Origin of the sequence: Falsibacillus pallidus (assembly GCF_003350505.1) — a bacterium.
Lineage (GTDB): Bacteria > Bacillota > Bacilli > Bacillales > DSM-25281 > Falsibacillus > Falsibacillus pallidus.
The window spans coordinates 152,985-177,756 of record NZ_QQAY01000003.1 but is presented as its reverse complement, the minus strand read 5'-3'; the positions used below and the strand labels follow the sequence as shown (position 1 = coordinate 177,756).

Annotated in this window: 21 protein-coding genes, 1 other RNA gene, 1 pseudogene and 1 other annotated feature; of the genes and pseudogenes, 20 read left to right on the top strand and 3 right to left on the bottom strand. The window is 42.7% G+C overall.

Annotation, left to right across the window (positions count from 1 at the left end):
- The first annotated feature begins 7 nt into the window (after positions 1–7).
- Positions 8–1,147, top strand: a complete 1,140-nt coding sequence (gene tgt / locus DFR59_RS07460) for a tRNA guanosine(34) transglycosylase Tgt (RefSeq protein ID WP_114745005.1) — start codon at positions 8–10, stop codon at positions 1,145–1,147.
- Positions 1,148–1,180: 33 nt separating this feature from the next.
- Positions 1,181–1,453 carry a preprotein translocase subunit YajC gene (yajC, locus tag DFR59_RS07455; RefSeq protein ID WP_114745004.1) on the top strand — a complete coding sequence of 91 codons (273 nt, stop codon included), beginning with the start codon at positions 1,181–1,183 and terminating at the stop codon, positions 1,451–1,453.
- 91 nt (positions 1,454–1,544) lie between these two features.
- On the opposite strand, the gene DFR59_RS07450 is transcribed toward yajC, so the two are convergent.
- Positions 1,545–1,910, bottom strand: a complete 366-nt coding sequence (locus DFR59_RS07450) for a TIGR04086 family membrane protein (protein WP_342768312.1) — start codon at positions 1,908–1,910, stop codon at positions 1,545–1,547.
- Between the two features lie 318 nt (positions 1,911–2,228).
- Here DFR59_RS07450 and DFR59_RS07445 point away from each other — a divergent pair, with 318 nt between their 5' ends.
- Complete coding sequence (locus DFR59_RS07445) at positions 2,229–2,873, top strand: DUF421 domain-containing protein (RefSeq protein ID WP_114745002.1); 645 nt, start codon at positions 2,229–2,231, stop codon at positions 2,871–2,873.
- Between the two features lie 27 nt (positions 2,874–2,900).
- Here the strand turns inward: DFR59_RS07445 and spoVB are convergent, their stop codons facing one another.
- Positions 2,901–4,442 (bottom strand): stage V sporulation protein B, encoded by a 1,542-nt coding sequence (gene spoVB, locus DFR59_RS07440; protein ID WP_114745001.1) that lies wholly within the window; start codon positions 4,440–4,442, stop codon positions 2,901–2,903.
- A 124-nt stretch (positions 4,443–4,566) separates the two neighbouring features.
- Here spoVB and DFR59_RS07435 point away from each other — a divergent pair, with 124 nt between their 5' ends.
- The 7 genes and pseudogenes from DFR59_RS07435 to dtd all read left to right on the top strand — a co-directional run bounded on the left by DFR59_RS07435 (position 4,567) and on the right by dtd (position 14,035).
- Entirely contained in the window at positions 4,567–4,878 is a 312-nt protein-coding gene (locus DFR59_RS07435) for a post-transcriptional regulator (protein ID WP_114745000.1), read from the top strand.
- Between the two features lie 152 nt (positions 4,879–5,030).
- A complete protein-coding gene (gene secDF, locus DFR59_RS07430; RefSeq protein ID WP_114744999.1) occupies positions 5,031–7,298 on the top strand; it encodes a protein translocase subunit SecDF in 2,268 nt (755 codons plus the stop codon).
- A 163-nt stretch (positions 7,299–7,461) separates the two neighbouring features.
- Positions 7,462–7,803, top strand: a complete 342-nt coding sequence (locus DFR59_RS07425; protein ID WP_114745263.1) for a LapA family protein — start codon at positions 7,462–7,464, stop codon at positions 7,801–7,803.
- A gap of 255 nt (positions 7,804–8,058) precedes the next feature.
- Positions 8,059–10,422, top strand: a complete 2,364-nt coding sequence (recJ, locus tag DFR59_RS07420; RefSeq protein ID WP_114744998.1) for a single-stranded-DNA-specific exonuclease RecJ — start codon at positions 8,059–8,061, stop codon at positions 10,420–10,422.
- Complete coding sequence (locus DFR59_RS07415) at positions 10,413–10,925, top strand: adenine phosphoribosyltransferase (protein ID WP_114744997.1); 513 nt, start codon at positions 10,413–10,415, stop codon at positions 10,923–10,925. Before recJ ends, DFR59_RS07415 begins: the two co-directional genes overlap by 10 nt.
- 446 nt (positions 10,926–11,371) lie before the next feature.
- A pseudogene (locus tag DFR59_RS07410) lies at positions 11,372–13,564 on the top strand (RelA/SpoT family protein).
- A gap of 33 nt (positions 13,565–13,597) precedes the next feature.
- A complete protein-coding gene (gene dtd, locus DFR59_RS07405) occupies positions 13,598–14,035 on the top strand; it encodes a D-aminoacyl-tRNA deacylase (RefSeq protein ID WP_114744996.1) in 438 nt (145 codons plus the stop codon).
- 36 nt (positions 14,036–14,071) lie between these two features.
- On the opposite strand, the gene DFR59_RS07400 is transcribed toward dtd, so the two are convergent.
- Entirely contained in the window at positions 14,072–15,820 is a 1,749-nt protein-coding gene (locus DFR59_RS07400; protein WP_114744995.1) for an N-acetylmuramoyl-L-alanine amidase family protein, read from the bottom strand.
- 163 nt (positions 15,821–15,983) lie between these two features.
- On the opposite strand from DFR59_RS07400, the gene DFR59_RS07395 reads away from it, so the two are divergent.
- From DFR59_RS07395 to DFR59_RS07350, 10 genes are all read left to right on the top strand, one after another.
- On the top strand, positions 15,984–16,157 hold the full coding sequence (locus DFR59_RS07395; protein ID WP_114744994.1) for an RNA polymerase subunit sigma-70: 174 nt from the start codon (positions 15,984–15,986) through the stop codon (positions 16,155–16,157).
- A gap of 62 nt (positions 16,158–16,219) precedes the next feature.
- Positions 16,220–16,450: a binding site (T-box leader), on the top strand.
- A gap of 64 nt (positions 16,451–16,514) precedes the next feature.
- Positions 16,515–17,786, top strand: coding sequence for a histidine--tRNA ligase (hisS, locus tag DFR59_RS07390; protein ID WP_114744993.1), 1,272 nt, complete (start codon positions 16,515–16,517; stop codon positions 17,784–17,786).
- A gap of 14 nt (positions 17,787–17,800) precedes the next feature.
- Positions 17,801–19,579 (top strand): aspartate--tRNA ligase, encoded by a 1,779-nt coding sequence (aspS, locus tag DFR59_RS07385; protein ID WP_114744992.1) that lies wholly within the window; start codon positions 17,801–17,803, stop codon positions 19,577–19,579.
- 102 nt (positions 19,580–19,681) lie between these two features.
- A non-coding RNA gene (gene ssrS, locus DFR59_RS07380) (6S RNA) lies at positions 19,682–19,865 on the top strand.
- A gap of 170 nt (positions 19,866–20,035) precedes the next feature.
- Positions 20,036–20,797 (top strand): tRNA threonylcarbamoyladenosine dehydratase, encoded by a 762-nt coding sequence (locus DFR59_RS07375; protein WP_114744991.1) that lies wholly within the window; start codon positions 20,036–20,038, stop codon positions 20,795–20,797.
- A 132-nt stretch (positions 20,798–20,929) separates the two neighbouring features.
- On the top strand, positions 20,930–21,712 hold the full coding sequence (locus DFR59_RS07370; protein ID WP_114744990.1) for a hypothetical protein: 783 nt from the start codon (positions 20,930–20,932) through the stop codon (positions 21,710–21,712).
- Between the two features lie 4 nt (positions 21,713–21,716).
- A complete protein-coding gene (locus tag DFR59_RS07365) occupies positions 21,717–22,091 on the top strand; it encodes a GntR family transcriptional regulator (RefSeq protein ID WP_114744989.1) in 375 nt (124 codons plus the stop codon).
- A gap of 2 nt (positions 22,092–22,093) precedes the next feature.
- Positions 22,094–22,795: an ABC transporter ATP-binding protein gene (locus DFR59_RS07360; RefSeq protein ID WP_114744988.1), complete on the top strand. Its 702-nt coding sequence runs from the start codon at positions 22,094–22,096 to the stop codon at positions 22,793–22,795.
- 16 nt (positions 22,796–22,811) lie between these two features.
- Positions 22,812–23,714, top strand: a complete 903-nt coding sequence (locus DFR59_RS07355) for an ABC transporter ATP-binding protein (RefSeq protein WP_114744987.1) — start codon at positions 22,812–22,814, stop codon at positions 23,712–23,714.
- A 19-nt stretch (positions 23,715–23,733) separates the two neighbouring features.
- Positions 23,734–24,684, top strand: a complete 951-nt coding sequence (locus tag DFR59_RS07350) for an ABC transporter permease (protein ID WP_114744986.1) — start codon at positions 23,734–23,736, stop codon at positions 24,682–24,684.
- Positions 24,685–24,772 lie beyond the last annotated feature (88 nt).

Here is a 24,772-nt window from a genome sequence, read left to right as displayed (position 1 = left end):
GAACTCATTGACAGCAATCAGATACGAATTAATCAAGACTTGTAAACAGACAGGGGCAAGATTGGGCATCATCCATACGCCTCACGGATCATTTGAAACACCAATGTTCATGCCCGTAGGAACACTTGCGACCGTTAAAACGATGGCACCTGAAGAATTAAAGGCCATGGGTGCGGGAATTATACTGAGCAACACTTACCATTTATGGCTTCGTCCGGGCCATGAAATTATCAAGGAAGCAGGCGGCCTTCATAAATTCATGAACTGGGATCAGCCGATTTTAACGGATTCCGGCGGATTCCAAGTATTCAGCTTGAGTGAATTCCGCAACATTGAAGAAGAAGGGGTTCATTTCAGGAACCATTTGAATGGCGACAAACTATTCCTGTCCCCTGAAAAAGCAATGGAAATCCAGAATGCCCTCGGGTCTGACATCATGATGGCTTTTGATGAATGTCCTCCATTCCCTGCCACATTCGACTATATGAAAAAATCGGTTGAACGTACGTCCAGATGGGCTGAGCGCTGCCTTCAAGCACATCAGCGTCCGGAAGACCAAGGTCTTTTTGGAATTGTACAAGGCGGAGAATATGAGGAATTAAGAAAGATGAGTGCACGGGATTTGGTTTCGATGGATTTCCCTGGCTATGCTGTCGGAGGATTATCTGTGGGCGAGCCGAAGGATATCATGAACAGGGTGCTGGAATTTACCACACCGCTGCTTCCTGATAATAAGCCTCGCTACTTGATGGGAGTAGGGTCTCCTGACTCCTTGATTGATGGAGCCATGCGCGGAATTGATATGTTCGACTGCGTATTGCCGTCAAGGATTGCACGGAACGGCACACTTATGACAAGCAGCGGAAGACTTGTTGTGAAAAATGCTAAATTTGCACGTGACTTTGGTCCTTTGGATGAAAATTGCGATTGCTATACTTGCCGAAACTATTCAAGAGCATACATCCGCCACTTGATAAAATGTGATGAAACTTTCGGAATCCGCCTAACGACTTATCATAATCTATATTTTCTGTTAAACTTAATGAAGCAAGTCCGAGAAGCGATCCGCGAAGATCGTCTTGGTGACTTCAGAGAAGAGTTTTTCGAACAATATGGATTCAACAAGCCAGGCGCGAAAAACTTTTAATAAAATTACATTAATTTAGAAAGGAGTGAAAAAATGCAAGGATTATTGGGTACTGTAGGTCCATTGCTTTTGATGTTCGTATTGTTTTATTTCCTTTTGATCCGCCCGCAGCAAAAACGCCAGAAATCTGTCCAGCAGATGCAGAGTGATTTGCAAAAAGGTGATCGAATCGTGACAATCGGCGGAATTCATGGAATTGTCGATGCAATCGATGAAGGAACAATCGTACTTCTAAGCGGTGATGGTTCACGTTTGACTTTCGATCGTGCTGCCATCCGTGAAGTGAAGGAATCTGTAAAGAAGTAACATACCAGCAGAATGTATACATAGGACATTCAAAAAAGACCCGGAGCAAAGGAGGGATGCCTTCTGCTGCTCCGGGTCTTTTTCATTACTCTTAATTTGAACTACCTGTCTTGCCACCAGACATATTGACTCCGAGTACGCCGCCCATCATGGCTGTGATGATGAAGCAGCCGTGATAAATCATCTGTTTCATGGAGAAGAGGGCATCGAGCCCTAAGTATTGGAATAGGAATACCAGCACAGAATAAATGACGCCGGTCAGACCTCCGAGCATAAGACCTTTCTGCCGGCCTTTTCCTCCTGAAACAAATCCACCGATAAACAGGCTGATAAATGAAATGATCGTTACAAATAAATTGATAGAGGATTCATCGGCTGATGTAAAGCGCAGGATCAAAGAAAAAACCAAACTCGACAGCATTGCAAGAATGAGGATGGCCAATAATCCGCTTAAAATGGATCCCCCTAATTTTTTCGCCTCTATAACTGCTCCTCTCCTTTCTCATACTAGCAGTAATCTCCCTAGTACAAGCATATTCGGCAAAGGTTTATTTAGAATTAAAATTATGTATTTCTTGATAAATAATGGCTCTTTTCAAATGAAAAGAGCCTGGATACTCAATACAACGCGCCAAATTGCTAATTTTACGTTAAAATCGGCAGTAAGATTTTAACAAAAACATTTACCAAAACAGCCTAATTAATTGAAAAGGAATGCAATGAATTGTTGACGTGCATAATACGAGAGAGATCAGAACTTTAAAAATGGGGAGGGATGCAGATGTACGGCGTCATCATGTTCCGGACCATTTTCTTATATGCAGTGATTTTGATCATTTTTCGTTTGATGGGTAAAAGGGAAATCGGTGAGTTAAGCATACTGGATTTAGTCGTCTTCATCATGATCGCAGAAATGGCAGTGATGGCAATCGAGAAGCCCTCAGAGGACTTAATGCATACCCTGCTTCCGATGCTCGTTTTGCTTCTTGTTCAAATCACTTTTGCATGGATATCACTGAAAAATAAAAGGTTCAGGGATCTAGTGGATGGAAAGCCTGTTATATTGATCAATAAAGGAAAAATCGATGAAACCATGATGAAGAAGCAGCGCTATAATTTTGATGATTTAATGGTGCAGTTAAGGGAGAATGATATTCGGAATATAGCTGATGTTGAATTTGCCATTCTTGAAACATCAGGAAAACTGTCGGTATTTGAGAAGGAAGAGGATTCTGAAAGCACCGTTACCTTGCCTCTTATTTTAGATGGGGACATCATTCATGAAAATTTGAATACGATCGGAAAAAATCCTTTTTGGCTTAAGAAAGAACTGAAGGAGAGAGGATATATTCAAACGAAAGATATTTCTTTTTGCAGTTGGCAGAATGGCGAATTTTACATTGATCTAAAGGACAATTAAAGATGAAAAATGAGGGGCTTCCACCCCTCATTTTTTTATGAGTTTCCTGAACATCACGATATCACTTCTCTTGATTAAGCCGGCCGTCCATAAGAGGATAGTGTAAAGCACGCACATCACCATAATGCTTCCCAATAGACGAGGGAGCATGCTGAGTTCCTGGAATGGCACCCGATAAAGCCAGAAGCTCGCCAATGCGGAAACCAGAGTAGCTGCCAGAAATTTTACATAGTCCATGACATAGATAGTAAAGGGAATCACTTTCATTACTGTCATGAAATGCAGGAGAGTAACCAAAAGGGTGCCGACAACAATCCCCAATGCTGCTCCATTGATGCCAAACTGCGGTTGTGTGGCCAGTAGGAAGATGACTGCTGTTTTCACAATGGCTCCAATGAGGCTGTTGATCATGGCTGCACGTGCAAGGTTCAAAGCTTGGAGAACGGCTTGAAGCGGTCCCTGATAATAATAGAAAATAAAAAATGGCGCCATGAGCTTGATGAAACCGGCCCCGTTCTTAGACCCGTACATAATCTCCATTAATGGTTCAGCAAAGACATAGAGAAGGATGACAGCAAGTCCGCCCGTAATCAAGGAGAACCTTAATGCCTGTTGAAGCCGGTGTTCAACAGTCTTAAATTCTTTTTTAGAATTGGCTTCACTTATGGCTGGCACCAATGAGGTCGAAAGAGAAACCGTTATGAATGACGGGAGCATAAGAAGCGGCAGGGCGTATCCTGTCAAAGCCCCATATTGCTTTGTTGCAGCAACGGCTGCCACACCGGCAATCGCCAGGCTGTGGGAAACGACAATCGGTTCAAAAAACCATGATAAGGAGCCGATCATCCGGCTTCCGGTGGCTGGCAAGGCAATTTCCATAAGCTCCTTGAATGTTTGTTTTCCGGAGGATATGGATTTAAAGAAATTTTTACGTATTTTGAATTTCTTTTTTAATTTAAATGCAGTGAATAGATAAATAAGTGATGCCAATTCGCCAAGGACAGAGGCGATCATGGCGCCAGCTGCCGCATATTCGATGCCATATGGGAGAAAGGCCCTTGTCATAATGGCAATCAAAAGGATGCGGATGATTTGTTCGATGACCTGTGAAAATGCTGCGGGAGCCATATTTTGGCGCCCTTGAAAATAACCTCTGATGACAGAGGATATGGCTACGATCGGAACAATAGGAGCAATGGCAACCAGCGGATAGTAAGTGCGCGGGTCCGTAAAAAGGGTATGGGAAAGATACGGCGCCAACAATATCAGGGCTGGCGTAAAGATGACAGAGAGTGAAAGTGTAACAGCGAGGGAGACCACAAGGATCTTTTTAATTTTTTTGAAATCTCCCCTGGCTTCTGCTTCAGCTACATTTTTTGAAATGGCAACCGGGATCCCCATCTGTGTGATTGTGATGACTAGGATGAGTGTAGGGAAGGCCATCATGAATAATCCTACTCCTTCTTCCCCAATGAACCTTGCCACGACAATTCGATTGATAAAACCTAATACCCGGGTAATGAGGCCTGCCATCATTAATATTAGAGTCCCTTTTAAAAACTTGGACATTGCATTCCCTGCCTTCTCAAAAGCGGTATTATCATATACAATTAATATATATGCCATGAGATGGACAAAGCATGACAAGTTATGGAGCTGAAAAACCATTACCTTAGAGATCGGGGAGAAAAGTATGAAAGATGATCATCCTTACCGCATGTATTATGATTCATTGGAACCAGCGATGTTAAGCAAAATTGAGGAGTTCAGCCTGTTCGGCTACGGAGAAGTGTCCATTGTGGACCTTTGGCAGTACTTGACCAAAAAAAAGTGGAAGAAGCCTGAACCATCCATCCGCATGCATCAGCTGGTACATGATATTCTCTCGGTGAAGGTAAGCGAATTCATGACGTTTGCTACAATTGAAGCATACCGATCCCCTAATTGGTTCACCGAAGTGGATGAGGATGAACTTCAGGAGCTGCTTCACCCAAAAGGAAAATAATGGATTAAAAGGTGTAAAAAGAAAAATTGACATCATTTTTTTTCTAATTCATAATGAGAATGTTGGCAATATTTTGGTGCGGTTCTTCTCGGTGCTTGAAGGTAAAATGCGCTCGGCCCGTGCTCAAGACGTGAAAGGTGGATTTATACATAATGGTAAAAAGAAGCAGAATCGTTGCATTTATCCTTGTAATTTTGCTATTCGCTGGCTTAGCGGGTGCAACGACCCAGAACATTTTGAAGAACATCAAGCTTGGCCTTGATCTGCAGGGTGGATTCGAAGTCCTGTATCAAGTGGAGCCGGCAAAAAAAGGACAGAAGATCACGAAGGAAGTCCTTCAAAATACCGCAGATGCATTGGACCGCAGGATCAATGTTCTCGGTGTGAGCGAGCCGAGCATCCAAATTGAAGGAAATAACCGGATCCGCGTTCAATTGGCAGGGGTAGAAGATCAAAATGAAGCACGCAAGATCCTATCCACTCAAGCGAATCTGACTTTCCGTGATGTCAATGATAAAGTCCGCCTTGATGGAACAGACCTTGTTTCAGGAAAGGCAAAGCAGACCTTCGATGACAAGAACAATCCGATTGTCTCGCTGCAATTGAAAGACAAAGATGCATTCTATAACCTGACAAAAGATTTGTCTCAAAAACCATACCCAGACAACAAGTTAGTCATCTGGCTTGATTTTGAAGAAGGCAAAGACTCTTATAAAGCAGAAGCCAAAAAAGCGGATCCAAAGTTCATTTCAGATCCGCAAGTTTCCAAGCCGATCAATTCCTCTGATGTCCAGATAACAGGGAATTTCACAATCGATGAAGCAAAGAATCTTGCTTCCCTTTTAAATGCTGGAGCACTGCCAGTGAAATTGAAAGAAACATACTCAACGTCCGTCGGGGCTAAGTTCGGAGAACAGGCAATGCATAAGACGATCCTCGCGGGGATCATCGGGATCAGCATCATCTTCCTGTTCATGCTTTTCTATTACCGCATCCCAGGATTGGTGGCAGTTGTCACGTTATCAATCTATATCTATTTGATCCTGGTTATCTTTGATTGGATGAACGGTGTCCTGACACTGCCTGGAATCGCCGCCTTGATCCTCGGTGTCGGTATGGCAGTGGATGCCAATATCATCACATATGAACGGATAAAAGAAGAAATCAAGGTCGGGAAGTCCATTAGGGCAGCATTCCAAGCTGGTAATAAATCTTCCTTTATGACCATTTTGGATGCAAACTTAACGACAATCCTTGCAGGTATTGTACTTTTCATTTATGGGACAAGCTCTGTCAAAGGATTTGCGACAATGTTGATTGTCAGCATCCTGGCAAGTTTTATCACGGCTGTATTCGGTTCACGCCTATTATTAGGATTGCTGGTGAACAGCCGAGCTTTGAAAGGCAAGCCTTCCTTAATGGGTGTTAAAAAAGGTGACGTCAAAGATATCGCTGAGAACTTTGATACATTGGATCTTCCAACGCGCTTTGATAAGTTCGATTTCGTCAAGCCTTCCAAAAAGTTCTTTGGCTACTCAATCATAACCGTTCTATTAGGCTTGATTTTCCTGATCATATTCCAATTGAATCTGGGAATTGATTTCACACATGGTACACGTGTTGAACTGCTGTCTAAGAGTGCTTTAACAAAAGATCAGATCGAATCACAATTTGATGAATTGCACCTGAAGCCGGATACCGTTGTCCTTTCAGGTAAAAACAATGAAATTGGCGTTGCTCAATTTAAAGGGGTTCTATCGCAAAAAGAAATAGCAGACCTTAAGACCAGCTTTACGAAAAAACTCGGAAATGAACCGAATGTCAGCACCGTTTCCCCTACCATCGGGAAGGAACTTGCTAGAAATGCGATCAAGTCTGTCATCATCGCATCCATCGGGATCATCATCTATGTAACGCTGCGATTTGAGCTTTATATGGCCCTTGCTGCCATCATTGCCTTGCTGTATGATGCATTCTTTATCATCGGGGTATTCAGCATCACCCGTCTGGAAGTCGACCTGACATTCATTGCGGCTGTATTGACCATCGTCGGCTACTCCATCAACGATACCATCGTTACATTCGACCGTATTCGTGAGAACATGGCGAAGAAACGCCGCATCAAGACACCAGAAGAGCTGGAAGAAGTGGTTAATAAAAGTGTGCGTCAAACATTTACACGTTCTGTCAACACGGTATTGACGGTTGTCATCACTGTTGTTGCCATGCTCATCTTCGGAAGCGAATCAATCCGAAACTTCTCTATTGCACTATTGATCGGATTGCTTTCCGGTGCGTATTCTTCCATCTTCATCGCTTCTCAGCTTTGGCTAGTATGGAAGAAAAAAGAACTTAAGAAAAAAGGTACAATCAAAACCGTTAAAGAAAAGAAAAAATGGAGCGACGAACCTCAAGTGTAATGCTCCATCCGTTGAAAAAGCCGCAGTTTTTACTGCGGCTTTTCTTTTTGGCCGATTGAGGCTTGCTATCGACACGGGAATAGAAGAAAATAGTTTATACCTCTTTTTAAATAGGGTATGAATAAGAGAGGCATTATGATAAACGGGTATGGAAGGTGAAAAAATGAAATTTCAATGGACATTATTATTTGGAATTGTTTTTGCTTTGATTGTAGCCATTTTTGCCGTCATTAATGTGGATAATGTTGAAGTCAATTATTTGTTTGGGACAGCTGAATGGCCGTTGATATTGGTGATACTTGGATCTGTGTTCATGGGCGGTATCATCATTGGCTCGGTAGGCTTTGTGCGGATGTACAGCCTCCAGCGAAAAGTGAAGCAGCTTGAAAAACAAAATGCAGCCCTGCAAGAAGAATTAAACAAGAATTCAGCATTCAAATCAGAAGAATCAACTTTCAATAAGAAAAACATCCCTGACCACATTGATGGCCACGAGGGAGAATAAAAAGCAGAGAGAAGCGCTGACTCAATATACTGGGTCAGTTTTTTTGTTGTGAAAGATTGAAATTATTGTGATTGTGAGGGAATCTGCGAGACTCCGGCGGAAAAACGGGCAGGCGAGACCCCACAGCGAAGCGAGGAGGCTTGCCAGTTCGTCCGCGGAAAGCGAGTGGATTCCCTCTCAATCTATACACCCTCTTCTTCCGTTGAAGTGCCCTGTCCACTCTTGTATAATAGAGAAGGTCTGAGGGGTGAACGTATGTTAAATTCAAAAACAAGATGGATGATAAAAGAAACGGATCAAACTCTGGCAAAGGATCTGGCAGAAAAACTGCAGATCACTCCTTTTGTGGCTTCTCTTCTTGTAAGCAGGGGAATCACAGAAGAATATCAAGCCAGAGAATTTTTATTTAGTGAAGATCAATTCCATGATCCCTATCTCCTGAATGATATGGAGATTGCAGTTGATAGAATCAAGCAAGCAATAAATGAAAAAGAACCAATTTTAATATTCGGCGACTATGATGCAGATGGTGTGAGCAGTACGACGGTGATGATGACGGTTCTCCGGGATCTCGGGGCTCATGTGGATTTTTATATCCCAAACCGATTTTCAGAAGGGTACGGACCGAACGAAAACGCCTTTAGAATGGCGGCCGAAAAGGAAATCAAACTTCTGATTACAGTCGATACAGGTATCTCTGCACTTCATGAAGCTGAGGTCGCTAAAGAATTAGGAATGGACCTAATTATCACAGATCATCATGAGCCAGGTCCTGTCCTCCCGGAAGCACTGGCTATCCTGCATCCAAAAAGAGAGGACAGCACGTATCCGTTCGCTGACCTAGCAGGGGTCGGCGTTGCTTTGAAGCTCGCACATGCCTTATATGGAAGCTTGCCGGAACATCTTCTTGAAATCGCGGCTATCGGGACGGTTGCAGATTTAGTGCCGCTTCATGGAGAAAACAGAAGCATCGTTAAAAAAGGCTTGAAGAAGCTAAAGACTACAAACCGGGTTGGCATTAAAGAATTAATCAGGATCACGGGTTCCAACCAAAATGAAATAACTGAAGAAACGATCGGATTCGCTATTGCACCAAGGATTAATGCAGTAGGAAGACTGGGAGATGCAGACCCTGCAGTGGAACTTCTTTTGACGGATTCAATCGAAACGGCAAAGGAGCTGTCCCAGGAGATCGATGCGTTAAATAAAGAAAGGCAATCCATTGTCAATGAAATGGCAGAAGAAGCAATACAGATGGTTGCTGAACAATTCCCTCCGGAAGAAAATACGTGCATCGTAGTTGGAAAAGAAGGCTGGAATGCCGGGGTCATCGGAATCGTTGCTTCGAAGATTGTGGACAGATTCTACCGTCCGGCCATCGTAATGAGCTTCGACCCGGAGACAGGCAAGGCAAAAGGATCTGCCAGAAGTATTGCCGGCTTTGATTTGTACAAGAACTTATCTCAATGCAGGGATATACTGCCTCATTTCGGGGGACACCCGATGGCGGCAGGAATGACGCTTGCCATTGATGATGTGCCTGAATTAAGGGAAAGATTAAATAAACTTGGCAGAGAGCAGCTGACAGATGATGACTTCATCCCGCTAACCGAGGTGGATGCAGAAATAAATATCAAGGATATTCATATTGAGTCAATCAATGAAATGAATCTGCTTGCTCCATTCGGAATGAACAATCCCAAACCGAAGCTATTAATTAAAGATGTGAACCTATCTACGATAAGGAAAATCGGTTCTGATTCGAATCATCTTAAAGTAGTTTTAGCCAGTGAATCGGCATCTCTGGATGGAGTGGGATTTGGCCTTGGCGATAAGGCGGATCACATTTCTCCTCTTTCAAAGGTATCTTTGATAGGGGAACTGTCTATCAACGAGTGGAATAATAATAGAAAACCTCAAGTGTTCGTCCAGGATATTGCTGTTGGTGAAGGGCAGCTGTTCGATATCAGGGGGATCAGGCAAATAGACAAATGGCTGTCTAAAATCCCTGGCAGCGAAGCCTTATTCCTGACCTTTAATCCAGTCACTGAGGAAAAATTACCTTTTGTAAAAGGGTTGACCCTCCAAAGAGTGTATGACGCAATAGCGGCAGAGCAGCTTGATCTGAACGAAAAGAATGTTATTTTGCTAGACCTTCCGGCAGATAAGGCAATCTTGGAAAAAGCACTTGAAGGAAGCTTTCCGCATAGAATCTATGCCTATTTCCACCATGAAGAAAACCATTTCTTCAGTACTATTCCAAAGAGGGAACACTTTAAATGGTTCTATGCTTTTCTAAAACAAAAAGGTCCATTTGATTTAAATCGATTTGGCGATAGTCTGGCAAAACATAAAGGATGGTCGCGGGAAACAATAGATTTTATGTCACAGGTGTTTTTTGAGCTGGATTTTGTTACAATAAACAATGGATTTGTTTCTATCAATCCTGTTAGTCCAAAACGGGATTTGACGGATTCAAGGACCTATCAATTAAAACAATCTCAATTTATAATGGAAAATGAACTGCTCTATTCATCTTATCAGCAATTAAAAGCTTGGTTTGATGAGCGTACCTTATGGTCTGTTCATAATGAGGAGGAAACGGAAGCATGGATTTAAAACAATATATTACAATTGTTCCGGATTGGCCAAAACCAGGAATTAAATTTAAAGATATCACTACGTTGATGGACAACGGGGATGCATATAGATACGCAACCGATCAAATCGTTGAATATGCACGTGAAAAAGACATCGATTTGGTAGTGGGGCCTGAAGCACGCGGATTTATCATCGGCTGCCCTGTCGCTTATTCTCTTGGAGTCGGTTTCGCTCCTGTTCGTAAAGAAGGAAAGCTTCCAAGAGAAACAGTGAAAGTGGACTACGGCTTGGAGTATGGGAAAGATGTTTTAACAATCCACAGAGACGCAATCAAACCGGGACAGCGCGTCCTTATTACCGATGACCTGCTTGCAACTGGTGGAACCATCGAAGCTACTATCAAATTGGTTGAAGAACTAGGCGGAGTTGTGGCTGGAATCGCTTTCTTGATTGAATTGACTTATTTGGATGGCCGCAATAAATTAGATGATTACGATATTTTGACTCTAATGCAGTTTTAATTAATTCATTGTTAAGAGTACCCCTTTTAAATCTGGAAAGGGGTACTCTTTCGTTTTTATCTTGGCTCTTTTCTTAAAGTTTGTTGCTTTATGCAGTAAAACAGGATAACTTATGCAATCCATACAGAAAAATCAGCTCTAAAAGAGCCTGGATACTTTATCCCATGCGCAAAACATGTATTTTTACGTTAAAATCGGCTTTAAGATTTTAACAACAAGGTTTACGAAAACAGCCTTAATTTTACAATATTTTTCGACAAATGCTTTCAAAATGCCTAAATTTCTGCACGAATGGCTTTACATCTCATAGTTTTTTTTCGATAATAGTAACAATTAGTTAAATTCCTAAAATGATTATGAATTGCCCTAGGCGATTCTATAAATTGTCTCAGGCAGATTCATTGAACGTATAAATAAAATTTCTCTTCATAAAGGTGAGTTTTTATATGGCGAAAGATCAAGTTTTGACCGCCGAGCAAGTGATAGAGCGTACAACTGAATATTTGAATAAAGATCATGTGCGTATGGTTCAAAAAGCATATGATTATGCTGCGAATGCCCATAAAGAGCAGTATAGAAAGTCAGGGGAGCCTTATATCATCCACCCGATCCAGGTAGCTGGGATCCTGGCAGATCTTGAAATGGATCCTGCTACTGTTGCAGCAGGCTTCCTTCATGATGTCGTCGAGGATACTTCCGTCACGTTGGAAGAATTGAAGAATGAATTCAATGAAGAAGTGGCCATGCTGGTGGACGGTGTTACAAAGCTCGGGAAGATTAAATATAAGTCCCAAGAGGAGCAGCAGGCTGAAAATCATCGAAAAATGTTCGTTGCGATGGCACAGGATATCCGCGTCATCCTGATTAAACTCGCTGACCGGCTTCATAATATGCGCACCCTGAAGCATCTGCCCCATGAGAAGCAGCGCAGGATTTCCAATGAAACATTGGAGATTTTCGCGCCGCTTGCACACAGGCTGGGGATTTCAAAAATTAAATGGGAGCTTGAAGATACAGCTCTCAGATATTTGAATCCACAGCAATACTACCGTATCGTCAATCTGATGAAAAAGAAGCGGGCAGAAAGGGAACAGTATCTCGAAGATGTCATTTCCGACGTAAAGGATCGTCTGAAAGAAGTCACCATCATCGGGGAAATTTCCGGAAGGCCAAAACACATTTACAGCATTTATCGAAAGATGGTCCTTCAAAATAAGCAGTTCAATGAAATTTATGACCTGCTTGCAGTGAGAATCATCGTTGACAGCATCAAAGATTGCTATGCGGTGCTCGGAATCATCCATACTTGCTGGAAGCCGATGCCTGGGCGCTTCAAAGATTATATTGCCATGCCAAAGCCGAATATGTATCAATCCCTGCATACGACGGTCATTGGTCCAAAAGGTGATCCCCTGGAAGTACAGATCCGGACAAAAGAAATGCATCAAATTGCAGAATACGGGGTTGCCGCTCACTAGGCATACAAGGAAGGCAAATCCGTCGATGAAGAAGTTCCATTTGATAAGAAACTAACATGGTTCCGCGAAATCCTGGAGTTCCAGAATGATTCAGCCAATGCTGAAGAATTCATGGAATCATTAAAGATCGATCTTTTCTCTGATATGGTGTTTGTCTTTACGCCAAAAGGTGATGTAATCGAGCTTCCTTCAGGATCGGTTCCGATTGATTTCGCCTATAGGATCCACTCTGAAATAGGCAATAAGACCATCGGGGCCAAGATCAACGGAAAAATGGTCACACTTGATTACAAGCTCAAGACAGGCGACATCATTGAAATCCTGACATCGAAGCATTCCTATGGACCAAGCCAGGATTGGCTTAAACTTGCCCAGACTTCGCAGGCGAAAAATAAGATTAGGCAGTTCTTCAAGAAACAGCGCAAAGATGAAAATATCGAAAAAGGTAAAGAATTGGTTGAAAAAGAAATTAAAGCACTTGATTTTGAATTGAAGGAGATCCTCACTCCGGAAAATCTTAAAAGGGTTTCTGAAAAATTCAATTTCACCCATGAAGATGATATGTATGCGGCTGTCGGCTATAATGGCATCACTGCTGCTCAAATCGCCAATAGGCTGACGGAAAAACTGCGCAAGAAACGTGATCAGGAAGAAACAACAATTAAAGAGGCCGTTTCTGAACTCAAATCATTCCCGACTCATAAAAAACGGGATGCGGGTGTAAGAGTGAAAGGAATCGACAATTTATTGATTCGTTTATCACGCTGCTGCAACCCGGTTCCAGGAGATGAAATTGTCGGTTTCATCACCAAGGGGAGAGGTGTTTCAGTCCATAGGGCGGATTGTCCGAACGTGGATGTGAGCGAGGCGCAGAACCGCTTGATTCCTGTTGAATGGGAAAGTGATGGAGCAGTACGAAAAGAATATAATGTCGATATCGAAATTACAGGCTATGACAGAAGAGGGCTCCTGAATGAGGTGCTGCAGGCAGTCAACGAAACGAAGACCAATATCACTGCTGTTTCCGGCAGATCCGATAGAAATAAAGCAGCTACCATCATCATGTCCATCTCTATTACAAACATCAGCCATCTTCAAAAAGTGGTTGAGCGTATAAAACAGATTCCTGACATCTATTCCGTCCGAAGAATCATGAATTGATTGTCAACAATCTTTCGGTAAGGAGAAATTCAGATGAGAGTCGTTTTGCAAAGATCTAAAGCAGCTAGTGTGGTTGTGGAAAATGAAACGATTGGATCCATCGACTTCGGCTTTGTTCTATTAGTTGGAGTAACGCACGAAGATACCTTTGATGACGCTAAGTATCTTGCAGAAAAAATAGCAAATCTCCGTGTGTTTGAAGATCAGGACGGGAAAATGAACCTTTCCTTGAAAGATGTCGGCGGTGAAATTTTATCGATCTCTCAGTTCACCCTTTATGGCGACAGCCGTAAAGGGAGGAGGCCGAACTTCATGGCTGCAGCACGTCCTGAACAAGCGGAGCCATTGTATGAGGCGTTCAATCAGATGTTGAGAGATCAAGGAATTGTTGTTGAAACAGGTAAATTTGGTGCCAAGATGGATGTCAAATTGACGAATGACGGCCCAGTCACTCTGATTATTGAAAGCTGATAAAAAAAAGCAGAAGGGAATTTCCCTTCTGCTTTTTTAGTTGAAATAATCCATTAACCCATTGTAAATGCCTGTGGAAGCAATTTGTTGATACTGATTGGAAAGAATAGATGCTTCTTCAGCGGGATTGCTTAAATAGCCAAGTTCCAAAAGTGTGGAAGGCTGATGGTTTTCCCTAATGACATGATAATCTCCAAATCTAACCCCTCGGTCCCTGAGATTGACTTTCTTGGAGACTGCTTGGTTGACTGACTCGGCCAAATCTTTTTGGAACGAATGATAATAATAGGTTGTATGTCCATTTACGCTGCGGTCCGGAATGCTGTCATAGTGGATGCTGATAAACGCATCAGCGTCTTCATATTGAGCTACAGCAACACGGGACTGCAAAGAAATGTACCGGTCATCATTCCTTGTCATGATGACTTTCGCACCTGCATTGCTTAATTTGTCATAAAGCAATTGAGCAGTCTTTAAGGTCATATTTTTTTCAAGTGTCCCTTTGTTCCCGGTTGTACCATTATCCCTGCCGCCATGGCCAGGATCGATGACAATCGTCTTGCCTGCGATGGATCCGTGTGATTGGGGACTTTCGTTTCCGTTTTTGCCAGGGGCATTTTTCAAATCGGTTGATATGATCCATCCTGCCACGAAAGCTGTATCGCCGTTGGAAAGATAAATTTCAACCCAATCTCCTGTTACCCCCTTAATACGGAAGGAGTCTCCTGCATTTGCCCTTAGAGCGATGCCTGACTGTACAGAAGGCTGTTTGCGGATGTTTGTCCCATTATACAATATGACGGCTGTACCTTTTGAAGAAGAGACGTCATTCCCTTTTGAAGGTGCTGCCATGGTCTTTTCCATAAACCAGCCTGCTACCCAGCCAGTGCTTCCTTGGCTCAACTCGATTTTCATCCAGTCGTTTTTTTCCTCGATCAATTTCACACGTTCACCGGATTTTACACTGCCGACAATATTTCCATTCAAAGAAGGTTCTTCTCGAACATTTAAATTATCCACTTTAACAACGGCCATCATGGTTTGATTGCCTGAGGATGGTGAAGAAGGAGCAGGCGAATCGGAATATTCCACATATTTTCCGCTTATCCATGCTGTGTCCCCGCCAAATTCAATCTCGTTCCAGTCATTCTTTGTGGAAAGGATTCGGACCCGGTCCCCTTTTTTTAGGGAGCCGACAATCCTGCTGCCGAGATCCGGATTTGAACGGGCGTTCAGGGAAGTTGCTGTTATGATGGCGCTCTTAGCGGAGGTTGTGCTTGCAGCTTCCGTTTTCCCTGACATAGAAACGAATTCACTGGATATCCATCCGGTATGGCCATTCGCATTGACTTTGTACCAGTTTGAGGAGGATGCCAGGATTGAGACCTTTTCATTTTTAGAAAGGACATCAATGACTTTTTCACCAGTTCCCGGCCCGCTTCTAAGCCGAAGGCCATCGGCGGTGACGATGCCGATTGAATCACTGCTGGATGCAGTATATCCATTGTCAGTGGTTGTGACGAGCCAAGAAGCAACCCAACCCTTTGTGAATGCAGAAACTTTGATTTGGACCCAATCCTTTTGCTGGCCCACGATTTCGTAGGTTTCCCCTTTATGTATTTGTGCGACTACAGAATAAGTAAGTCCCGGCCCTTGCCGGACATTCAATGAATCGACCCCTACTTTGGCTTGGGGTCCGCCCGCATGGCTAAAGTGGGCATTGGTGAAAAATGAGGCTGTCAACATGATGGCAACGATGGCAGCCTGAAGTAATTTCCTAGCCATTTATGCACCGCCTTATTTTATTTTTCCCTATGACTTTTCATAAAGTTTTGAAGGGTATCAGTTATTACTATTCTATATGAATTCAAAAACTCCTTTTATGGATGTAATAAATTTATGGGATTGGAAATGATAAGAAGAGCAGATGGAAAAAGGAGGTCATGGAATGAGATTTGGTGATAAACAGTCGATGAATATGGGGGCTGAAAAAGTTTTTGGAGTGGATTTTCATCATTTTATCGAAAGGGAAAGCCAAGCCACCACAATGGAACTGGCCTCTGAATTTGGATTGACATTGAGAGATGTAAGGTCGCTTAAGAAAAAAATGGAGCGATCTTGAGAAATCGCCTTGACAATGTAGGAAGTACGCTCGTATTATAAATGAATAATATTAATCGAATAAAGGATCCATCGAGGAAGAAAAGTATTCGAGATTCACTTGGATAGAGAGGGGTTGCCAAGGCTGAGAGCAATCCTGCAAGCTGGCTTGATGAAAGACACTTCCTAGGATTCACCCTGAAAAGGCAGAGCCCAGTAAGGGATGAACGTTGCAGGCGTTAACTGTAAAAGAGGAAGCATGCACATTTGCTTCAATTAGGGTGGCACCACGGGAATCATACTCTCGTCCCTTGTAATTCATTTTACAAGGGATGGGAGTTTTTTTATTACATAAAAATGAAATTGGAGGAGTAAAGAAATGGCTATTCAAATTCCTCGAGGAACCCAGGATATCCTTCCTGGAGAAGTGGAAAAGTGGCAATTCATAGAACAGAAGGCAAAAGAGCTTTGCCAAAAATTCAATTATAAAGAAATCAGGACTCCGATTTTCGAACATACTGAACTGTTCCTGCGCAGCGTAGGAGATACAACAGACATCGTTCAAAAAGAAATGTACTCTTTTGAAGACCGTGGAGGAAGGGATATGACCCTTCGTCCCGAAGGAACTGCATCTGTTGCAAGGTCTTATATTGAAAACAAGATGTACGGATATGCAAACCAGCCTGTCAAACTTTACTATAATGGTCCAATGTTCCGGTACGAAAGGCCCCAGGCAGGACGTTTCAGGCAATTCGTCCAGTTCGGGGTAGAAGCATTGGGCAGCCAGGATCCGGCAATCGATGCAGAGGTTATTTCATTGGCCATGTCGCTTTATAAAGAAGCTGGATTGAAGAGCTTAAAGCTAGTCATCAATAGCTTGGGAGACCAGGAAAGCCGGAAAGCACACCGCAACGCACTCATTAAACACTTCGAGCCGAGGATCTCAGAGTTTTGCAGCGATTGCCAAAATCGCCTCGAAAAGAATCCTCTTCGTATTTTGGATTGCAAAAAGGACAGGGACCATGAACTGATGGGAACAGCTCCATCCATCCTCGAGTATTTGAATGAAGAGTCCATACAATATTTTGAAAAAGTCCAGGCTTATTTAACAGCCCTTGGCATTGAGTTCGAAGTAGATCCTACATTGGTTCGCGGTTTGGATTACTACAACCATACAGCATTCGAAATCATGAGCAGTGCTGAAGGCTTCGGCGCAATCACGACTCTATGCGGCGGAGGACGATACAATGGCCTCATCCAAGAAATCGGCGGCCCTGAAACTCCGGGAATCGGTTTCGGAATGAGCATTGAACGTCTTTTGGCAGCAGTAGAAGCCGAAGGGGCTGTTCTACCGTATGAATCCAAGATGGACTGTTTCTTTGTTTCTCTTGGAGAGGAAGCTAAGGATAAAACGGTCGAATTGCTGTATCAATTACGGCAGGCAGGCTACTCTGCCGAGAAGGATTACCTCGATAGAAAAATAAAAGCCCAATTCAAAGCGGCGGACAGAGTAAACGCAAGATTTGTTGCGGTGCTCGGCGAGGATGAATTAAAAGTTAATAAGATTAATGTGAAAAATATGGAAACAGGAGATCAGCAGGAATTGACGCTTGATGATTTTGTTTCAGCATTCCAACAACTAGCGGATTAAGGGAGGATAACAACATGTACGGAAGAACTTATTACTGCGGTGAAGTGACAGAAGAAAACATTGGTGAATCCATTACATTAAAAGGCTGGGTGCAAAAGAGACGAGATCTCGGCGGACTCATTTTCATTGATTTGCGCGATCGGACGGGAATCGTTCAAGCTGTCTTTAATCCGGATGGTTCAAAAGAAGCGCTGGAAATTGCAGAAAAAGTAAGAAATGAATATGTCCTTGATATTAAAGGGAAAGTAGTGGCGCGTGAAGAAGGAACGGTCAATACGAACTTGATGACAGGGAAGATCGAAGTAGTTGTTTCAGAAATCACTATCATAAATGAAGCGAAAACTCCGCCATTCGTACTTTCAGATGATAAAGAAGTTTCAGAAGAGCTTCGCTTAAAATATCGCTATCTGGATTTAAGAAGACCGATGATGTTTGAAACGTTGAAAATGCGTCATCAGGTGACAAAAGCATTCAGGACTTTCCTTGATGATGAAGGATTCCTTGATATTGAAACACCGATCCTGACGAAAAGTACGCCTGAAGGGGCAAGGGACTATCTAGTACCAAGCAGGGTACATCCGGGAGAGTTTTATGCCCTTCCTCAATCACCGCAAATTTTTAAACAGATGCTGATGGTTTCGGGGTTCGATAAATATTATCAAATCGCGCGCTGCTTCCGGGATGAAGATCTCCGTGCTGACCGCCAGCCTGAATTTACACAAATTGATATCGAAACGAGCTTCATGTCCCAGGAAGACATCATTGCCATGGTGGAGCGCATGATGGGCAAATTGATGAAAGATGTTAAGGGAGCTGAAATTCCTGAAGCATTCCCTCGTTTATCCTATGATGAAGCAATGGGCCGATATGGTTCTGATAAACCGGATACCCGCTTTGAAATGGAATTAAAAGATGTTTCTGAAGCTGTTAAGGAATCAGGGTTCAAAGTATTTGCCGGCGCTGTTGCAAGCGGCGGACAAGTCAAAGCCCTCAATGTTAAGAGCGCAGCAGACAAGTACTCAAGAAAAGACATTGATGCATTGACAGAATTCACTTCAAGATATGGAGCGAAAGGCCTTGCTTGGCTAAAAGTGGAGGAAGAAGGCCTTAAAGGTCCGATTTCTAAATTCTTCCCAGAAGATGAAGCTGCGAAATTGACTGCCCTATTGGATGCACAACCTGGAGATCTGCTCCTATTTGTAGCAGACAAAAAATCAGTTGTAGCAGATGCACTTGGAGCACTCCGTTTAAAATTAGGAAAAGAACTGGGATTGATTGATGAGTCCAAATTCAATTTCCTATGGGTAACTGACTGGCCGCTTTTGGAGTATGATGAAGAAGCCGGCCGCTACTTTGCTGCTCACCATCCATTCACGATGCCTGTACGCGAAGATCTTGGCCTATTGGATTCTGCACCGGGTGAAGCACGTGCCCAAGCTTACGATCTTGTATTGAATGGCTACGAACTGGGCGGAGGTTCATTGCGTATATTCGAGCGTGATATCCAGGAAAAAATGTTTGAAGTATTGGGATTCACACCTGAACAAGCTAAAGAGCAGTTTGGATTCCTATTGGATGCATTTGAATATGGTACACCGCCTCATGGTGGAATTGCCCTAGGATTAGACCGCATCGTCATGCTGTTAGCCGGAAGAACGAACTTGAGGGATACAATTGCATTCCCGAAAACAGCAAGTGCAAGCTGTCTTTTGACAAATGCCCCTGGGAAAGTAAGTGAAGATCAGCTTGATGAACTGCATTTGGGACTAAAAACTGAAGCAGTTGAATCGTGACATTTGGCTCATTTTTCGATTTTTGAGAATTTTGGCGCAATTTGACAGGGGTCAACGATTGAATTTCTGATTTTCCTGTGATATGATTTTTATTACAAAGACGAAGTCCTGATGTGCCCGTTACAGTACCTACTGTTTTGACCGAACACTTTGAACATTGGAAGTCCGAGTTTCCAGACGGCGTAAATGCCTCTTCAAGAGGACTTATAAAGCCTGGTGCAGGACATCCACCTGCCGAGAGCGGGTTCAAAACACGGATTTATCAGACGGCACAATTGGGACCTCGTCATCATATTAAGAATGAATCCCCCCTAGTGATAGGGGGTTTTGTTATTTTTATGGGGATTATGCGAAAATAATTCCCATCGGAAAGGTTGCTTTAAAAGGTGTAATCGTTTATCCTAATTCAGGAATCATAATAATAGGAACAGAATTTATAATTGGAGTTGAATTTCTATGCTTCATCAATTTTCTCGAAACGAATTAGCCATTGGTAAAGAAGGCTTGGATATTTTAAAAAACAGCACCGTCGCCATCCTCGGTATAGGAGGGGTAGGATCATTCTCAGTTGAAGCCCTTGCAAGGACTGGTGTTGGTAAGCTGATCCTCGTTGATAAGGATGATGTGGATATCACCAACATCAATCGCCAGCTTCATGCTCTTTTATCAACGGTCGGCCAGCCAAAAGCCGATTTAATGAAAGAAAGAATAAAAGATATCAACCCTGAATGCGAAGTCATTTCATTAAAGATGTTCTATACGGAAGAAACATATGAAGAATTCTTCAGCCATAACATTGATTTCGTCATTGACGCTTCGGATACCATTTCGTATAAGATTCATTTGATGAAGGAATGTCTAAAAAGGGACATCCCGATTATCTCCAGTATGGGTGCAGCCAATAAGTCGGATCCAACAAGATTCCGAATTGCAGACATTTCCAAAACCCATACCGATCCGATTGCAAAAGTAATTCGTCTGCGCCTGCGCAAAGAAGGAATCAAAAAAGGAATCCCTGTCGTTTTCTCAGATGAAAGCCCGATTGTAATCCGCGAAGAAGTAAGGAAAGAAGTAGGGAATGATGAAGCTCCTATCAGAAAAGCAAAAATGCCTCCATCTTCCAATGCCTTCGTTCCTTCCGTAGCAGGATTGATCATGGCGGGATATGCAGTAGACCAGCTGCTCGCAGACATCAAAATGATACGTGTTAACGATTAAATAAATGAAAGTAAAAACTGTCTTCCAGCGAAGGCAGTTTTTTTTGCGAAAAATGGTATTGACTGCCAATTTGTATTAGTGTACTATCTAACTAGAACACTAATACAAATCAACAAGAAGGAGGAGCAAATCTTGAACGCATTTAGGGGATTGCTGAAGAAAGACTACCTGCTTTCAAAAAGCTGGATGCTCACCTGGTTCATCACCATGTTCATCCTTTTACTCTTATCCTACGGCTTATCAAGCTATCTCCATGAACCCTTTGTACTGCTAGGAATCGTCATTTTCCTGGGAAGCATGCATATTGCTTTCATACCAGTCATGATGCTTTCATTTTTGCGGACGGAAGGAAGGACACAGCTTTGGCTCCATTCACCGCAGCCGTCCAAAATGCTCATTTTTTCCAAGGTGCTCATTTCAGTCGTCTATCAACTCATCTCCCAGCTCGTGTTGACGATTGTATTTTTCATTTTGTATGAATGGCTCTTACCAAGAACCGCAATGAATGAATTAGGAATGGGACTTCCGTACAAAGAGGGTTTCCTCATCAACCTGACCGTATTTTGTGTTGCGTTTTATCTTTCGTGCTGGTGCCTATTTTATTGGACGGTGTACCATTCACTTTCTAAATTTCCATCTGTGAAAAGATTCCGCTGGCTAATCCTCATCCTTCTTTTCGTCATTTGGAACACCATTGAAACGCTCATCATGACAATCAAGCCTCTGGCTGCCCTTATGAAAAAATGGAGCATATCCATTTATGCGGAAGGATCATTTCATTATGAACAAGGAAGTTGGAATGCAGAAATGACTCCGATTGATGTACCCCTTCTGCCGATTGTCCTATATGCATTGCTTACTGTGCTTCTATTTTTCGCATCGAGCTGGCTCTTAGAGAAAAAAGTAGAGGTGTGATGGGATGACTGAAGAATTTCAAGCAGCGAAGCCAATCTATATGCAAATAGCCGATCGAATCATTCATCAGATTGTCCGTAAAGAACTCCTCCCCGGAAGCAAACTCCCATCTGTTAGGGAAATGGCTGTGCAGTCGGGAGTAAACCCCAATACAATCCAGCGAACATACAGTGAAATGGAGAGGATGGAAATCGTGGAAACGAGAAGGGGGCAGGGAACATTTGTGACGGAAAATACAGTGATCCTCGAGGAGATAAAAAAGCAGCTCAAAAAAGGGATTGTGGAACAGTTTTTAAAGAATATGACCGACCTTGGGTTCAACAGAGGAGAAATAATGGAAGACATCGAATCTTATTTTGAACATAAGGGGGTGGAGTGAAGATGAGTGTATCCTTTCACAACGTCACCAAGAAATACGGGGAAGAATATGCCCTGAAAGAGATTTCTTTCACTTTGGAAAAAGGAAAGATATACGGTCTGCTCGGGCCGAACGGGAGCGGAAAATCGACTGCACTGAAAATGATGGCAGGACTCGTTTTTCCAAGCAGCGGGGAACTTTTTTTAGCCGAGGGCGACCGAGTGACGCGGAAAATCAGTGAAAAAGTCAGCTATTTGACAGAACTCGATATGTTCTATGAAAACTTTACAGTCAAGCAGATGATTGATTTTTACAGTACACAGTTCAAAGATTTTCATAAAGGCAAAGCCTTTGAACTCGCTGAAACACTCAAACTGGAGAAGCATAAAAAAATCCGCCATTATTCAAAAGGCAATAGAGGAAGGCTGAAGCTCGTCTTATCACTTGCCAGGGATGCCGAATTGCTGCTCCTCGATGAGCCATTTTCAGGATTGGATCCGATCGTCCGGGATGAAATCGTTAAAAACCTTCTGTCCCATATCGATTTTGAACGTCAGACAGTTGTGATCGCTACACATGAAATTGATGAAATCGAGCCCATCCTTGACGAAGTGATTGCCATATATAAAGGGAACCTTTTAGGCATTGAAAACGTAGAAGCACTCAGGGAAGAAAAAGGCTTGTCGGTTTTGTCCTGGTTTAAGCAAATATTCAATGAATCATAACAAAGGAAGTGTGAAGATGACTGCAATCGTTGAATTGAAAAATGTAACGAAAGTAATCAAAGGAAAGAAAATCATTGATGATCTGTCTTTTAGCATTAAGGAAGGAGAAGTATTTGGATTCCTCGGGCCAAATGGAGCCGGAAAAACAACGACCATCAGAATGATTGTTGGCTTGATGAAACTGACATCAGGTGATGTTCTAATCAAAGGGAACAGCATCCAGAAGAATTATGACCAAGCAATCCAGCATGTTGGCGCCATCGTGGAAAACCCGGAATTATATAAATTCCTGACTGGATATCAGAACTTGATGCAATATGCAAGAATGGTCAAGGGAGTCAGTAAGGAGCGGATAGCAGAAGTAGTAGAGCTTGTCGGACTGACAGATGCCATTCATAGCAAGGTGAAGACCTATTCCCTTGGGATGAGGCAGCGATTGGGATTGGCGCAGTGCCTTCTGCATAAACCACAAGTGATGATCCTTGATGAACCTACTAATGGACTCGATCCGGCAGGAATCCGAGAAATAAGGGATTACATAAGGAAGCTTGCCAGAGATGAAAATATGTCTGTCATTGTATCGAGCCACCTACTTTCTGAAATGGAATTGATGTGCGACCGAATTGCCATCATTCAAAAAGGTAAATTGACGGATGTTCAGACTGTCCATGATTTCGTTCAAGGCAATGAACAGATTTATTTAATTGAAACATCCACAATTGATAAGACAATCAAACTTCTTAAGGAAGAATTTGATCTTGCCGGAAGGAAAACACCTGCAGGAATCGAAGTGCCCCTGTTGAAGGAACAAGTACCAGCCATCATCAAGCACCTGGTGGAAAATGAGGTGGATGTCTTTGGTGTGAAGGCACTCGCAAAATCACTGGAAGACCGTTTCTTGGAAGTTACGAATCTATAATTAAAAAGGAGACAGAGCCATGTTCAGACTCATTCAAAATGAATGGATAAAAATATTCAAGAGACCTGGTACGTATGTAATGGTCGGTATGATCATCTTGATGGTCGGCGTAGTAGGGGCATTTACCAAATACACAGATATGCATTCAAATAATCAGGATCAAGTGAACTGGAAGCAGCAGCTGACGGTTCAGAACCAGCAAATGAAACAAGATTTGGAGCAAGGACACATTCCGGAGATGGCAAAATCGGAGATAGAAAAAAATATTGCTATTAATGAATACCGGATTAAGCATGATATTGCACCAGATCAAGGCAGGAATGTGTGGACATTCATTTCCACGGCATCTCAATTGATTTCCTTTGTTGGATTGTTTACGATCATCGTTTCCGCCGGCATCGTAGCAAGTGAATTTAATTGGGGAACGATTAAACTGCTGTTAATCCGTCCAATCCGAAGATGGAAGATCCTTTTGTCAAAGTATTTGACAATCATATTATTCGGTCTTTTCCTTCTCTCACTATTGTTTGTCTTTTCAGGTCTGTTGGGAACGGTTTTATTCGGAACGGGTGAAGGCAGCGCCTACTTGGCGTATTCATCAGGCGAGGTTGTTGAGCAAAGCATGCTGCTTCATCTGATTAAGTCCTACTTATTCAGTTCTGTGGACCTCTTGATGCTAGCCACTATGGCGTTCATGATTTCAGCTGTATTCAGGAACAGTTCATTGGCAATAGGGATCTCTATATTCCTATTATTCTCTGGCGAACTAGTTACCTCTCTTGTAGCGGCGAAGTTTGACTGGGCGAAATATATCCTCTTTGCCAATACGAATCTGATGGCTTATTTTGATGGAAGGCCGGTAGTCGAGGGGATGACATTGGGCTTCTCCGTTGCTGTATTGATCGTTTACTTTATCATTTTCCAAGCGCTCGCATTCACGGTATTTTCTAAACGTGATGTAGCCGCATAAAACGAAATCCCTGTCCATATCAAGTGGACAGGGATTTTATCTTCGTTAAAGAAATTATAAAAATTTTACCTTGTGAATAACTTTGAAA